Origin of the sequence: Mesorhizobium sp. WSM4887, assembly GCF_029625865.1 — a bacterium.
Taxonomy (GTDB): Bacteria; Pseudomonadota; Alphaproteobacteria; order Rhizobiales; family Rhizobiaceae; genus Mesorhizobium.
The window spans coordinates 551,500-565,294 of the sequence record NZ_JARTVP010000001.1 but is presented as its reverse complement, the minus strand read 5'-3'; the positions used below and the strand labels follow the sequence as shown (position 1 = coordinate 565,294).

The 13,795-nt window shown below is 62.5% G+C and carries 12 protein-coding genes; 5 read left to right on the top strand and 7 right to left on the bottom strand.

The features are described 5' to 3' along the window. Window positions 1–78: 78 nt before the first annotated feature. The 3 genes from P9230_RS02740 to P9230_RS02730 all read right to left on the bottom strand — a co-directional run bounded on the left by P9230_RS02740 (window position 79) and on the right by P9230_RS02730 (window position 1,963). Window positions 79–573, bottom strand: coding sequence for a GNAT family N-acetyltransferase (locus P9230_RS02740; protein WP_278117338.1), 495 nt, complete (start codon window positions 571–573; stop codon window positions 79–81). 14 nt (window positions 574–587) lie between these two features. After that, window positions 588–1,346 (bottom strand): copper homeostasis protein CutC, encoded by a 759-nt coding sequence (locus P9230_RS02735; RefSeq protein ID WP_278117335.1) that lies wholly within the window; start codon window positions 1,344–1,346, stop codon window positions 588–590. A 185-nt stretch (window positions 1,347–1,531) separates the two neighbouring features. Next, window positions 1,532–1,963, bottom strand: coding sequence for a cupin domain-containing protein (locus P9230_RS02730; RefSeq protein ID WP_278117333.1), 432 nt, complete (start codon window positions 1,961–1,963; stop codon window positions 1,532–1,534). A 546-nt stretch (window positions 1,964–2,509) separates the two neighbouring features. On the opposite strand from P9230_RS02730, the gene P9230_RS02725 reads away from it, so the two are divergent. Then, window positions 2,510–2,869: a hypothetical protein gene (locus tag P9230_RS02725; RefSeq protein WP_278110473.1), complete on the top strand. Its 360-nt coding sequence runs from the start codon at window positions 2,510–2,512 to the stop codon at window positions 2,867–2,869. Window positions 2,870–2,945: 76 nt separating this feature from the next. Here P9230_RS02725 and P9230_RS02720 read toward each other — a convergent pair whose 3' ends face one another. After that, window positions 2,946–5,156 carry a hypothetical protein gene (locus tag P9230_RS02720; protein ID WP_278117331.1) on the bottom strand — a complete coding sequence of 737 codons (2,211 nt, stop codon included), beginning with the start codon at window positions 5,154–5,156 and terminating at the stop codon, window positions 2,946–2,948. Window positions 5,157–5,431: 275 nt separating this feature from the next. On the opposite strand from P9230_RS02720, the gene P9230_RS02715 reads away from it, so the two are divergent. Beyond that, window positions 5,432–5,611, top strand: a complete 180-nt coding sequence (locus tag P9230_RS02715; protein WP_127240287.1) for a hypothetical protein — start codon at window positions 5,432–5,434, stop codon at window positions 5,609–5,611. Here the strand turns inward: P9230_RS02715 and P9230_RS02710 are convergent. Further along, on the bottom strand, window positions 5,605–6,339 hold the full coding sequence (locus P9230_RS02710; RefSeq protein WP_245475174.1) for an isoprenylcysteine carboxylmethyltransferase family protein: 735 nt from the start codon (window positions 6,337–6,339) through the stop codon (window positions 5,605–5,607). The two genes, P9230_RS02715 and P9230_RS02710, sit on opposite strands and share 7 nt — an antisense overlap. Continuing rightward, the gene (locus tag P9230_RS02705; RefSeq protein ID WP_278117329.1) at window positions 6,336–6,746 is read right to left on the bottom strand and encodes a hypothetical protein; all 411 of its coding nucleotides are present in this window, start codon (window positions 6,744–6,746) and stop codon (window positions 6,336–6,338) included. Before P9230_RS02705 ends, P9230_RS02710 begins: the two co-directional genes overlap by 4 nt. A gap of 678 nt (window positions 6,747–7,424) precedes the next feature. Here P9230_RS02705 and P9230_RS02700 point away from each other — a divergent pair. Beyond that, a complete protein-coding gene (locus tag P9230_RS02700) occupies window positions 7,425–7,889 on the top strand; it encodes a hypothetical protein (RefSeq protein ID WP_278117327.1) in 465 nt (154 codons plus the stop codon). Window positions 7,890–8,042: 153 nt separating this feature from the next. Here the strand turns inward: P9230_RS02700 and P9230_RS02695 are convergent, their stop codons facing one another. Continuing rightward, a complete protein-coding gene (locus P9230_RS02695) occupies window positions 8,043–9,344 on the bottom strand; it encodes a hypothetical protein (protein ID WP_278117325.1) in 1,302 nt (433 codons plus the stop codon). 442 nt (window positions 9,345–9,786) lie between these two features. Here P9230_RS02695 and P9230_RS02690 point away from each other — a divergent pair, with 442 nt between their 5' ends. Both P9230_RS02690 and P9230_RS02685 read left to right on the top strand, forming a co-directional pair. Then, window positions 9,787–12,891 (top strand): efflux RND transporter permease subunit, encoded by a 3,105-nt coding sequence (locus tag P9230_RS02690; RefSeq protein WP_164746729.1) that lies wholly within the window; start codon window positions 9,787–9,789, stop codon window positions 12,889–12,891. Beyond that, window positions 12,878–13,756 carry a hypothetical protein gene (locus P9230_RS02685; protein ID WP_127214972.1) on the top strand — a complete coding sequence of 293 codons (879 nt, stop codon included), beginning with the start codon at window positions 12,878–12,880 and terminating at the stop codon, window positions 13,754–13,756. Before P9230_RS02690 ends, P9230_RS02685 begins: the two co-directional genes overlap by 14 nt. Window positions 13,757–13,795: the final 39 nt, after the last annotated feature.

Here is a 13,795-nt window from a genome sequence, read left to right as displayed (position 1 = left end):
TGTTTGTGGCCAGTGCGGCGGCCGCATGAGACCTTGTTTGGCTCATGGTTGAAAGCCTCTGGCTTCCAGGGCCATGCGCTAGTCGATCGGCTTGGCGTAGTAGCGCACCGACTTCCTGCCGCCGTGGATCACGGCATCGCCGACCTCGGCAAAGCCGAGCGCCGCGTGAAAGGCATCCGATGTGGGGTTCGGGGGATCGGCATTGACCTCGCAGGTTACGATCGTGTGGCATGCGCGCCTGACATGCGCGAACAGATCCTCGTAGAGCCGGCGGGCATGGCCGCGGCCGCGCGCTTCGGCCGCGACCACCACCCGGTCGACATAGACGAAGCGGGGGTAGCGCTCACGAAACCAGAGGAAGTTCGGGCTTTCGTAGCTGGCATCCTGATCGAAGCACATGATGAAGGCTTCGAGCGCCCCGATGCGGCGCGTGTAGAAAGCCTGCCCGATCAGGAATGACAGGCGCTCCGGCTCAAGCCAGGACAACTCGGCGGCATGCTCGTTGTTGAGAGCGAGAATGGCGGCCTCGTCGGCAGGCGAAACGCGTTCGATCGGCGAGCGATCTTTCGACATCGTCACTTCCGGCATCAGACCCTCGCGGCCGCGATCGTTGCCGCCGCCAAGTCCTGGTCGGTCACCGTGTTGCGGTACTCGCGATCGAGATCGGTGCCGCCCATGCCGACATGCGGGTTGCGGTAGCGCATGGCGCTCGGCACGTCGGCAAGGGCGGCGAAATGCATCTCGGTCAGTCCGGTTTGCCGGCGAACCTCGCCGATATTGTCGGGCGCCAGCCCGCCGCAGCCGAGGATGATGATGCGTGCGCCGGCCTGGCGAACCAAGCGCGCGAGCAGATCGACGCCCTCCAGCGCCGTGTCGCGTTGCCCGCTAGTCAGCACGCGGCCGACCTTGCAGCGGATCAGCGCTTCGAGCGCCTCGGCCGGGTCACGCGTCATGTCGAAGGCGCGGTGGCAGGTGACATTGAGGGGACCGGCGGTGCGCACCAGTTCGCTCATCCTCGCTTCATCGATTGCGCCGTCAGCGGTCAGGCAGCCGACGACGATGCCGGCGACGCCGAGATCGCGCAGCGCGCCGATATCGGCCAGCATCGATTGGTATTCCGCCTCGCTGTAGAGAAAATCGCCGCCGCGCGGGCGCACGATAACATGAAACGGGATGGTCGCATGTTCGAGGGCTACGCGCACCGTGCCGAGGCTCGGCGTAATGCCGCCTTCGACGAGGCTGGCGCAAAGCTCGACCCGGTCGGCGCCGGCGGCCTGCGCGGCAAGCAGCCCGTCAATGCCTTCGACGCAGAGTTCGATCAGGGGCCTTTGAGCGTCGGTCACCATCATCCATCCATGTTGAAGAGAAAGCGCAGCCCTAGCATTGGAGCGATCGAGGCGAAAGCCGCATCAATCGGTCCAGCAAGCGAAGCGGTCACTTTGCGCTTCCGGTTTTGTTCGGCGCGCAGTTATGATTGCTCAAGACTTGGAGCGCCCGCCCTACCGCGGAACAGCTGAGCCCCGTTGCCTCGCTACTGCTTCAGGATTGTGTTCTTGGCGCCTTGTTCGACCTGGTCGATCACCAGCAGCTTCACCGGATCGCTGCCGATATTGGTCGCCTGATGCCACTGGCCGATCATCTCGACGATGAAATCGCCGGTCTGGTAGGTGTTGCTGTTGCCGGTCTCGACATTGGTGACCTTGAGGGTGCCTGCCTCGACATAGGCATAGCGCGGGAAGGGATGTTTGTGCACCGGCAGCGTCGCGCCGGGCGCGATCTGATAGGCCGAGACCTGGACCTCGACATTCTTCTGCGGCAGCTTGATCGGCTGGCCGGATGCCGTGGTCGTCTTCGACGCCAATGGCGTCACGACAACAGGTGTGGCCGAACTGTCCAGAGCGTCGGCGGTGGTTGCATAAAAAGCGGCCGCCAGCAGCAGCGCCGATGCCGGAATGTTTCGCACGATTTCCTCCCGAAATGATCGGCAGAATCGCCTAAGCGCTGTCGACTCGCAAGGAGAAAGGATTTTGGGGCTTCCCGGGCTGTATGAACTATCAGCTGCCAGGTCCTTCAAATCTGCCCCCCACTTGGGTGCTGCCGCACCCAGTCCCTTGATAGACCGGAATCATCCCCTAGTTAGTTTCCCTGGCGTAGTCGCGAGTTGCCTGGGGGTGCTGCGCCGTTCTGACGGCATGCGGCGGAAGGACGGCCGGCCGAAGCGCCTTTGGAGGGTGCCGTGCGTCAATATCTGGGATCCAGCTTGGCCCATCTCGCGTTCGCGTGCTCTGTCGCGATAGCTTGCGCGGGAGCCGCGGCCGCCGGCGAGCGCGGCCAAGGTGATAACGCTGGTGGCGATCACGGGAATAGCGGCGGTCATGGCGCTGGCAGCAACAACGGTCAGCACAACGGAACTAGCGGCGATCCCGGTGGCTCCGGCGGCAGTCCGCCGTCTGACCCACCGTCCCCACCGTCTAACGATGACGGAAGCAGCCCCACCACAACCGGGTCAGTGAGGTCAACGCCGGGCGTAGGCGGCAACGGCGGAAGGTCGCTCGACCTTCCGCCCGCCCTGCTGCCCTTCGAAGAAAGCGCTATTCCACTGGCAGTCCATCCAATTGAAGTGCTGCCGGGTGTCCCGGACAACATCGTTCGTGCCTGCCGTGAGGCAATCGAGCAGGCCGCAGCTCAGTTTGGCGCGACCAGTGTGCGCGTCAGCAGTGCAGGTTCCGTACGGCGGTTGAGCCGACAGAGGATATCGGCTCCCGTCCAGGTCAGCATCGACTACGGATATCAAGGCGGCGTCGAGACGCGCCAGGCGCCGGTCGGCTGCGAATTGAACGCGAAAGGCAGCGTGATCGGGCTGACATAGCGCACAGTGGGAGCCCTCGCCGTAGACGTCGAGTTCAGGCTGCCCAGCCCCGATTTTCCAGGGCAGTCGTTCCAGCTCAGTCCAACGTCGAATGGCTTGGCCGGAGGGAAAACGGAAGCGTGATGGCACGCACACGGATTTCGCGCGACGGTTTGCGAACCTTGCTGGACGTAGTCTTCTTTTGGCTGACAGCTTTCGTCTGGCCTGCGCCGGCCGATGCGCGGCCAGTGCGCGGCTTCAGCGGCGGCTCTATCTGAGCGTCGCGGCGCTGAGCCCGAAGCTTATCATTATCGGCACGCGCGGCGGCCAGCTCGCGGGCGAAAGAAACCGTCGCTTCACGTTGCTTGTCCAGAGCCTCCTTCAGCCTCATGGCGGCCTGTCCCAAAAGTTGGCGGGCTGTGTCACGCTCGAGGCGGGCTTTGTTGAGGTTCTCTCCGACCGACACTGCTGAAGCGCGTTCTCGTTGCAGAGCCTGCGCCGTCTCGGCAGCACTCTGCTCCGCGCGCTCTTTCGCTGCGACCGCCTTGGTGCGCTCCTGTAACGCCGCGTCACGCTCCAAGCGGGCCTTGTCAAGGTCCTCCCGGGTCGCGACTGCCGAAGCGCGTTCGCGCTCCAGCGCCTGCGCCGTCTCGCTAGCAGTCTGCTCCGCACGTTCTCTCGCTGCGACAGCCCTGTCTCGCTCCTGCAACGCCGCGTCACGCTCCAGCCGGGCTTTGTCGAGGTCCTCACGGGCCGCGACTGCCGAAGCGCGTTCGCGCTCCAGCGCCTGCGCTGTTTCAGTTGCAGCCTGCTCGGCATGCACTTTCGCCGAGACAGCCTTAGCTCGCTCCTGCTCAGCCGCGTCGCGCTCGAGGCGGGCTCTGTTGACGTCCTCTTGGGCCGATATTGCTGAAGCGCGTTCGCGTTCCAGAGCCTGCGCCGTCTTGGCGGCAGTCTGCTCGGCACGCTCTTTGGCTAAGACGGCCTTGGCTCGCTCCTGTTCGGCCGCGTCGCGCTCGAGCCGGGCTTTGTCGAGGTCCGCACGGGCCGCGACTGCTGAAGCCTGTTCCCGCGCCAATGCCTGCGCCGTCTCGGCAGCAGTCTGCTCAACCCTTGCTCGCGTCGCGGCGGCACCGGTCCGTTCCCGCTCAGCCGTGTCCGCGATCGCGGCCTTGGACTGCTCCATTTCAGCGATGTCGCCACGAAGGTCCTCCGACTTCCGGCGCTCCTCGTCAAGCATCCCGCTCGCTTGCGCCAGCGAAGCCTCGGCTTTGGCGCGATCCCCGGCGGCTTTGGCTTCCAGCTGTTCAATTTGCGCTCGCGCTTGCGCTAGGTCGCGCGCCATCTGTTCGGTTCGCTCCCGTTCGAGGCGAGCAGCGGGCATCTGTATAAAGACATGGTCGATGGTTTCGCTGATCCGCGCGCGGATATCTTGCGCAATCCACCGCAATGCCTCGAGCGTGCGGGCTGCCACAAGTTCGTTGCGCAAACGCTCCTCGCTGGCGTCGTCCGCGGCTGCCATGCTTGTCTTCAGCACCTCGATCTGCTTGCGCGTCTCAGCGAGCGCACTCTCCAGAGAGGCACTCCTGGCGCGCTCCTCCTCCATCGCTCGGTGCTCCTGGCCAGCCAATTCCGTTGCAGCTGCTGCCTGAGCACGAGCTGCCTCGACCTGTGCTTCGGCAGCGGTGAGATCCGGTTTGGGCAATTCGCCGTTCGTGGGTGCGTCGGTTGATGCCGTGCTGGCAGGAATCTCCAAGCGGTGTGAAAGATCGGGAAGGGAGTAGCTATCGGCCCGCGAAACAGCGGGGGCGCTTTCGACCGGCTTTTGTCTCGTCAACGCATAGCCAAGCGGCACGGCCAGACAAATTGCGGCGACGCTCAAGCGTAACAAGGGGCTCGTCGGCCTGCGAACACGGGGAGGTAAGGCCATGGCGAAGCTTGTCGCCGGAGCGAAAGCATCGGGCAGGTCCTCGCGCGAGTTCTCGCCCGCTTCGGGCGTCGTGTTGAGATAATCCTTTCGCACCCCGGACTTACCGGAGTTTAGACCCTGAACATCCGGGGCCGGGGCCACGGCGGCCCGGGAAGAAGCCGCCTTGGCTGCAAGATTGCGTGGGCGATCCCAGGCCCAAGAAGCCTCATCGAGGGGAATAGGCGTGCTTTCGCTCAGGTAGCCATACTGGTGACGCCGTCTCGCTGCGATGAGGATACGCCGGACCACAAGGAAGAAGCCTACCAATACAAATATTGTCATCCCGCCCAGGAGAGCGAGACCTGTGTCGTCTGCGTAAAACCCGGCAAGATCTGACATCGCCGTACCTGCGCGATTTCTGATGTAACTTTAAGCTCGTGAAGTGGTGTGTGGCTCCTCGCCCTGGCTAACTTTGCTGCCTGCCTTCGAAGCTGTCACCGCTTCGGCCCCAGTACTGGGGGAATGTTGTCGATGCATGGCTGGGCGCCGGTCGAAAGCCAGCTCGCGCCTCTCCATCTTCAACGTCCCGGGGAGTTCTCCCACGGTGCACGCCATGCCACCATTTCGGAGTCTGGACGCTCCATCGTAAAGTTTAAGCTAGGTCACAGACCTCGGTGGTCAACCATCTGGGCGACAGTTCGGCCATGCAAAATGGCCATCGCGGTGCCCGGCACGAGCGCCAAGACTCCCGCGGCTACCTCATCAAGCTCGACGAACTGCTGACGATGCCGAAATCGGCAGGCCATTTGGTCCTGCTGCCGAGAGAGGATCTGGCACTTGGCGGATCTCAGTAGATCGTCATGAGGATCGGGAGGTAACTGCCTGCTCGCAATTGTTCGATTGCTTCGATGGCGGGATAGGCTGCGGGGAAGTACAGTCCATCCTGGAAGTTGCGCTTGAGCGCTTTCGGGGAGAAGACAACTTCGGCAGAGTCCGTATATTGGGACAGTTTCGGCCAGAACAGCGGCGTACAGCGCGCATAGGAATCGTATTGCGAGCCGAAGATCGTCTTCAGGTGTTCGGCCTCCTTGGCTGCCGTGATGACCAAGATCCAATAGCTGAAAAATCCCAGCGCCAGAGCGACGGCGATCGATCCATGGATCAATCCGATTCCAGCTGCTCCAAGCGTAGAAAAGAGATAGAGCGGGTTTCTGGTCAACGAGTAGGGGCCGGAGGTAATCAACTCCAGATTCTTCTTTGAACCGATATAGAGAATGCTCCACATCCTGCCCACGAAGCAGGTGAGGACCAGGCCGAGACCCGCCATCTGGATCAGTTCATGTACGCCCCCACCCAATCCGGGGTGCGAAAACAGGATAACGGTTGCAGCAACCAGCCCCGCTGCCCGAGCGGCGTTTATCCGCATCCTTTGATTGACTGACTGAACTCTCATCGAGGCCCCCGGGAATGAAGGGGCCGCGTTTCTGGGCTCCGCATTTTGACGGCACCCCCCGATATGCGGCTCGCTTGCGCTTGCCAGGCTTTGCTGGCCGTGCGGTTGAACAGGAGGGGTATCGATCATTGGATCGTCTCCTCGGTAAGCTGAAGGAAGACGTCCTGGAGCCGCCCGCTCTCGGCCTCGAAGGCGAGGATCGGCATCTCGGCGCGGATCAGGACGTTCGGGATTTCGTTGTTGAGCTGGCGGCTTGGAGGTGTTTTCGTCGGATCAAGAAGCTCGACGCGCAGCCAGCCCGCGTCTCCATTGACAAAATGTCCCGTGATAGGCTGCAGAATGGTCGTCAGGATGCGGATGGAGGTCGCTTCTGTGTCGATCGTTCCCCCTGCGCGCCGGCCGGGTTCTTGGCTTGCTCGACCCAAACGGCGCTGCAGGCAAAACGCCTTTCGTGACCCATAGGACTTGTTAGGGTCTTCGGGCGCGAAGACGTGAGCAGATGAGCCGGGCGCTACGGCGACACTTCCGCGAGACATTCAGTGCAGGCTCCCTCGTGCCTGCCAGCATGCTTTCAGGTTGACGCGCCTATTTGTCGCTGCAGTCGTTAGGCTTTACGATTCGGCAGTTGAGCTGACTCGCTTGCGACGGGATTACCCCTTTTTGCGAAGGGGCCTCGTCCGTGGTGTCCGACATCAACGCCAGAGTGGGCTTAACCGACAGCGGGATTTCGGCTCATTGTAGCGCTTGAAGGAAGTCGTCGCCGAGCAGGCGCCGGAGCTGCGGCTGCAAAAGAGCATGCTCGCGACGGGAGCGACGACCGGAACGGCGCCACCTCCCGCTGGGGGCGTCCGGAACTTCGCATGAGCCGCTACGGCTTTCGGTTAGGCCGGCAAAGCCGTTTTGGGCTATCGGTCCGCCGGCGCGCTTTGTCCTATCTTGGGTTTCCAACGTCGGGCAACGGTCGCACTGGCTCCCTTAGCCAGCCTACGCTCCGCTGGCGCGGCGGGTCGGTTGCGCAACACTTGTCAACTTGATGGGTCGCAGTGCTGCAGGCGAAGCTCGCGCAAATACGTACAAACCGCACACCGCCAGCAGAGCCATAAGCAAGGAGTACGCGAACTCGGCCCCCGGCAGAGGCGGCAAGCGGCACTGCGTGCTTGTCTGGTCGAGTCCAGTGTTGGTGCTCCGATGAGATCATATGAAGGAGGTCTCCCATGAAACCTGCTGGTTACTACCTAGCGCCCGGCGCGTTCGTCCTCGTGCTTGCCGGGGCGACCGGCGCGTCGGCCGCGGAACAGCCGATCGCCTGCAAGAAGGTGCCGTTGGTGGTGCGGGACAGGTTCCACAAGGATTTTCCCGTCGCTAAGGTCAAGGCATGCGCCCGCGAGGTCGAGAACGGAGAACTGGTTTTCGAGATAGCAAGCGTCGAGGGCGCAATGACGCGCGATGTGCTCTACCATCAAGACGGTAAGATCATCGTCGTCGAGGAATCAATTCCGATGGAAGCGGTGCCTCAATCGGTGCGTGCGGCCGTTGATACGAAATTCGCAGGTGGAAAGATCAAGCTTGCGGAGAAGCTGATGCGCGACGGCAAGGTGAGTTACGAGTTCCAGATAAGCTTCAAGGGCAAGAACGTGCAGCCCGTCTTCGATCCGGATGGAAAGGAAGTGAAGGGCTGATGGACGCAACTTTTGTGCTGAAGGGCCGCTGAAATAGCTTCAATCAGCCTGAGGGAAGGAACAAGTTCGGCGCATGCAGACGGGCTTGCGGACCTCATTCGAGTTCAGCAGAAGGCAGCTGTCAACAAGCGTCGGACATCCGGACGATCGAGCCTACTTGCCTAACTTCACGTGTCCACCGAACTGGAGCGTCGCGCGCACACTGAAGGTGTGCGTTCTCTCGTCCTCAGCATTCTCCGCGAATGTGTAGCCGGCGCCGAGGTTCCATTTCGCCGCGCCGGACGGCGCGTCTTCTTCCCCGGACGCATAAATCACTTCGAAATCCGCCAATTGCTCGCGGGTGTCCGGACCGTCGGCGACAAAGTTCCGCTGCTGCGTGTAGGTGGCTATGTAGGTCATAGGTTGCACTTCCAGCGCGACAGAGCCGGTGAGAAGCAGAGCGTCGTCCGGACCGCCGTCGAAATGCTTGAGGTAGGCCGATTCGCCGAGAAGCCTCAGTGTGTTCCCGTTAAGGTCGAAGCTTCCAGTGGCGGCAGCAAGGTAGGCCAATTCATTGCCGGTCCCCGGCAGCGGTTCCTCTTCTTCTTCCTCCTCCTCCCCTGTGTCGGCGGATAGCCCGGGCTTCTGGTATCGGATGCCAAGGCGATAGCCGAATTCACCGTCCTTGTAACAATCGCCCTTTTCCGCCCCTTTGCAGCCATCAAGGGTAACCGAGAATGAGGATAAACCGGTGGTGTTGCCGGCACCGCCATCCGCCAGCGTGGTCCGTCCACGGTTGGTAAAGAGCGACTCGCTGAGGAACGTCCGGTCGGTCGTGAATACCGTCGCGGCCAAGGCATTGTTCAGCCCAAAGCCCTCGAAGCCAACAACAGCTTCGCCACCCAGACGTTCGTCAGCGTCAAAAACAGACGCCAGATCCGGGGCGTGTATCCCCGGCAGGGCTTCGCTGGCCAGGCTGAACACCGTGTCGAACTTTCCGGCCCTCACGGTCAGGGGATCGACCTTAGCGAGAGCGTAGAGCTCACCGACATAGGTGCCGATCCCTTGAAAGGCCGCATCCTCCCCGGGTTCCGGGTCGACCACGGGCTCGGTAACGATGGCACTCACGAACCGAAGATAATCCGTCGGCGCGTAGAAAAGATCGAGTTCGAACTTCGGAAACAACACATTGGATCTCAGGAAAGACGGATGTGCGCCAAATATCCAGTCGTTCTGCAACTCCGCGGTAGCCTCGTACCCCGCGCAGGGCGCGGCGCATTCTTCGGCCAGAGCCGGTATCGTTTCTTCGGCCAGAGCCCGTTCGTGCTCCTCCGCCAGTGCAGAAGCCGAAGAGTACAGCAGCCATATGCCACTAAGCGCTAAGATAAAAAGACGAATGACCGTCGAGCCCCCATGAGATGCACCACGCGTCGATGATATCCGATGAGTCCACTGTGGCAACTGCGATTTCGTCATTTTGTCCCTTACAAACGCGACTTGTCTCATACAAACGCAAACGTGTCGCATCTCTACAACACTTCTTCGCTATTCCGCGCCCGGTACGCTCCCCCGAGGACCGCCGGCGCAGCAAATTGGCGGTCCCGCTTCGCCTTCCTCGAATGAATATTCGGGCACTCCCCGACCGAGGCAAATTGCGCCAGAGCACGTCCAGCCTTTCGCTGGAAACAGACACACGCGCATGCAACCGACGCGAGCACTCACGGCGTGAGTGGCTATCCTAATAAATTTGTATGAACTATTTCTCTACTCCAAAAGTTAGAGACCCGCCGGATATACGGTAATAGCGCCTTGCAATATTGATTAATTATGCGGCGCCCTCCCGCATGATACGCTTCGGGACTGTCTCTGATCTGTCGCAGGCGCGGTTTCGCGCGCCGCGGAATCGTGGGGGATTGCCGTGCTGCAAACGCTCGTCAAGCTGAGTCTGGAATTTCGGCATCTGGTCATAGCAGCCGCGATACTCCTGGTAGCGGCGGGTGCCGTTCTTCTTCCCAAGGCCAGAATCGACGCTCTTCCCGAGTTCGGGGCGCCGGTCGTGGAGGTGCAGACCGAGGCGCTCGGGCTGTCGACAGGCGAAGTCGAAAGCCTGGTGACCATCAATCTCGAAGAGATTCTGACCGCGACGCCGTTCCTCAAATCAATTCATTCCAAGTCGGTGCCGGGGATGGCTTCGGTGTTGCTCACCTTCGAGCCCGGCATGGATCCGATGAAAGCCCGACAAATGGTGCAGGAGCGTCTTACGATGGCTTGGGCCCTGCCCAATGTCTCGAAGCCGCCCACCATGCTGCAGCCGAAGTCGGCGGCAGGCCGCGCCATGATCGTCGGACTGTCGTCCAAGACCGTGTCGCTGATCGACATGTCGGTGCTGGCCCGGTGGACGATGACGCCGAAGCTGCTCAGCGTGCCGGGCGTCGCCAACGTCGCGATCTGGGGCCAGCGCGCTCGCCAGCTTCAGGTGCAAATCGAACCTCAGCGCCTCGAATCGGCAGGCGTCTCGCTCGATGAAGCCGTAGAGAGCGCCGGGGATTCGCTCTGGGTCTCGCCGCTCAGTTATCTGGAAGCGTCAGTACTCGGAAGCGGAGGCTGGATCGACACGCCGAACCAGAGGCTCGGCATCCAGCATGTGCAACCGATCAGCAAGGCCAGCGACCTGACGAAGGTTGCTGTCCCGTCTTCCGCGCTCAGGCTAGGAGACGTGGCCGAGGTCGTCGAAGGCCATCCGCCGCTGATCGGCGATGCGATGATCAACGGACAGCCTGGCCTCATCCTCGTCGTCGAGAAGCTTCCCAACGTCGACACCAAAGCGGTCGTAGCGGGGGTCGAAGCTGCGCTCGCGGAGTTGAGCCAAGGCATGCCGGGCATCGACATCGACGCCTCCCTCTACCGCGCCTCCGACTATGTCGACAGCGCCTTGGCCAATCTGGTCCGGATGGTGATCGCCGCCATGGTGGTCGTGTCCGTAGCCCTCTTCCTGTCCTTGACGCCGGTCGGCACGGCGAGCGTCGCCGTCGTCGCGATCGTCCTGTCGTATGTCGCGGCACTTGTCGCTCTCTATTTCAGCAGCCCGATCTTCAACCTGATCCACCTGGCCGGCCTCGCGGCCGCGCTTTCCCTCGTGGTCGACACTGCGGTAGTGGCTGCCGAGGCCCTCGGGCGACGCCTTCGCGCCGGTGGCGGCCGTCCGCTCGCCGCGCCTCTATTCGATGCGATCGGCGAAATCGGCAAGCCAATGATCTATGCAGCGGTGATCGGTCTGCTGGCGGTCGCTCCGATACTCGGACTCGACGGCGAAACCGCGGCATTCTTCCGGCCGCTGGCTCAGGCCTATGGCGTCACGGTGGCCGCTGCCATGGTCGTCGTGCTCTTGGCGGCGCCCGCCCTCGCGATGGTTTTTTTCCGTTCGGGCAGCGCAGCAGGAAACAGGTCCGAACCTGTGGTGGCGCGGCTGTTCGGTGCGGCCTATGGGCGGCTGCTGGGGAGGTTCTCGGCGACGACCGGTCCTGCCTATGCGATCGTGGGTCTCGGAGCGTTGGCGCTACTCGCGGCGACGCCCGCCCTGAAGTGGTCGCCGTCGCCGTCCTTTGACGAAGGCACCGTCCGCGTTTCGTTCAAGGCCGCGCCGGGTGCATCCTTGCCCGCCATGATCCGCACGATGGCGCGACTGGAATCCGAAGTCCGCGCAATCGATGGAGTCAGCTCTGTCGCTGGCCATCTCGGCAGGGCCATCACGGGCGACCAGGTCACCGGCATCGAATCCGGGCAGCTCTGGATTGGGCTCGACGAGCGGGGGAACCGAGCCGCCGCACTGTCGCAAATTCGCGACACGATGGAAGGCTTCGCGGACCTCGAGGTGAAGGTTGAAGGCTATCTGGCCAGTACGGCCGGGCGGATCTTCGCCGACGCCGGCGAACCAGTGGTGGTCCGCATCGAAGGGGCCGAGACGGCCGTGCTTGAAGAGCAGGCAAAGCTCGTCGCGGCGAGAATCGCCGCCGTTGACGGCATCAACTCCGTACGCATCGACAAGAACGCTTTCTCGCCCGAAATCGAGGTCAAGGTCGACGTTGCGGAGGCTGCCGCACGTGGACTGAAACCGGGAGACATCCGGCGCGCGGCAGCGACGGTCTTCGCCGGGCTCGAGGTTGGCAATCTGTTCGAGCAGCAAAAGGTCTTCGAAGTGGTCGTTTGGGGGGCTCCCAACGCACGAAGCAGCATCGCCGACGTCGAGAATCTTCTGATCGAAACGCCTGATCGCCCGCATACACGCCTTGGCGATATCGCCGAGGTGCGGATGGTGCCGCAGTTGAGCACCATCGAGCGTGACGGCGTCACGCGCAGCATGGACGTTCACGCCAGCGTCGCAGGCCGCAGCGTCACGGCAGTGGCGGAAGACGTGGCGGCAGAGCTCAAGAAGGTGCAGCTCCCCTTCGAATACCATGCCTACGTTCGGGGCGAGTATGCCGAGAGCCGTGCAGCCATGCTGCAGGTGACGCTCTTCGCAGCGTCGGCGGCAGTGCTGATCTTCTTCCTGCTGCAGGCGGCGCTGCAAAGCTGGCGACTGGCGACCGGCATGTTCCTTTCGCTGGTGGCAGTGTCGGGTGGCGTCGCGGCGATCCTCGTGGCGGTAACGGGCACCGTTTCGGTTGGGGCGCTTGCCGGACTTCTCGCCGTCCTCGGGCTTGCACTCCGCAACGGTCTGGTTCTGGCCAGCCGCGTCGATCAGACCGGGGAGGGTGACGAATCCTGGCCGGACCGTGTCGCGGCGGCCGCGCGCGAGCGCTTTGCGCCTATGCTGACGAGCACGCTGGTCACCTGCCTCGCCTTCCTTCCCGCAGTGGTCATGGGCAGCGCCGCCGGTCTGGAGATTTTGCATCCAATGGGATGGGTCGTGATCGCAGGCGCAGTCATTTCAGTCCTGATCAATCTGTTCGTCCTACCGGCCATGATGCTCCATTCCGGCCCGGTTTCACGACGCCTTGGAGGAGTTGCACATGCTTCGCAATAGGCTTTTTCTTAAGTCATCCCTCGTCGCCGGTGTGGCTTTCGTCGTCGTTGCCACGGGACCCCTCGCAGTCGCGGAGTCGCCCGCAGGCGCGCCTGCCAAGCTGGTAGAGGTCGCAGGTTCCCCATTTCCACGCGTGGTTCTGACCGAACAGGCTGCCAAACGACTGAGCATCCAGACCGAAGCGCTGCGGGAGGAGACGGCCAAGCGGTGGATGATGATGAACGCCCAGGTCGAGATTGCGAGCGGTGAACCGTCGGTGAATGCAATTACGGAGACGGCTTCCATCGCGCCGGCCGGTGAAAGCGGCCAAGCACGGCAATCCCTGATCAAGGTGCCTGTGGACGCGGCAAGCCAGATGTTGATCGCGGTTGTCGACGACGAGGATGACGAGGACGAGACCGGCGACCACGACGAGTTTGCCGAGATTTTCGGCGTCGCCAACCCGGCGGACGAGGATAAGGACGGTCTAGTGGTCGTGCTGCTGACCGGCCAAGGCCGCTCCGGTAAATATTACACGGCGCGGCCGGTGGCGGTGAAGGACCGGGACGACGGGCGGTTCTTTGAATTCCTCGAGGCAAGCAGCGGCGTCAAGCCAGGCGATCATGCGTTCGTGGCGATGAAGGCGCCGGAGAGCGGCAGCATGGCGAAGATCGTGCCCTACTCGTCGGTTGTCTATGACGAGCACGGGGACAGCTGGCTCTACTCCAATCCGGAGCCGCTCGTCTTCGTCCGCCAAAAAGTGGCTGTCGAGCGCGTCCTTGGCGACATAGCAGTGCTGTCGGACGGACCAGCGCGCGGTACGCCGGTCGTGTCGGTCGGCGCGGTCGAGCTGATGGGGGTTGAATTGAAGTTTGGCGGCCACTGAGCGGGCGTGAAAGACATTCCGTCGCTTGCGAACGCCTGA

Coding starts and splice junctions, on each gene's coding strand:
- P9230_RS02720 (WP_278117331.1), bottom strand. CDS start 5,156: ATGTCAGATCTTGCCGGGTTTTACGCAGACGACACAGGTCTCGCTCTC.
- P9230_RS02710 (WP_245475174.1), bottom strand. CDS start 6,339: ATGATCGATACCCCTCCTGTTCAACCGCACGGCCAGCAAAGCCTGGCA.
- P9230_RS02685 (WP_127214972.1), top strand. CDS start 12,878: ATGCTTCGCAATAGGCTTTTTCTTAAGTCATCCCTCGTCGCCGGTGTG.
- P9230_RS02705 (WP_278117329.1), bottom strand. CDS start 6,746: ATGTCTCGCGGAAGTGTCGCCGTAGCGCCCGGCTCATCTGCTCACGTC.
- P9230_RS02735 (WP_278117335.1), bottom strand. CDS start 1,346: ATGGTGACCGACGCTCAAAGGCCCCTGATCGAACTCTGCGTCGAAGGC.
- P9230_RS02740 (WP_278117338.1), bottom strand. CDS start 573: ATGTCGAAAGATCGCTCGCCGATCGAACGCGTTTCGCCTGCCGACGAG.
- P9230_RS02700 (WP_278117327.1), top strand. CDS start 7,425: ATGAAACCTGCTGGTTACTACCTAGCGCCCGGCGCGTTCGTCCTCGTG.
- P9230_RS02695 (WP_278117325.1), bottom strand. CDS start 9,344: ATGACGAAATCGCAGTTGCCACAGTGGACTCATCGGATATCATCGACG.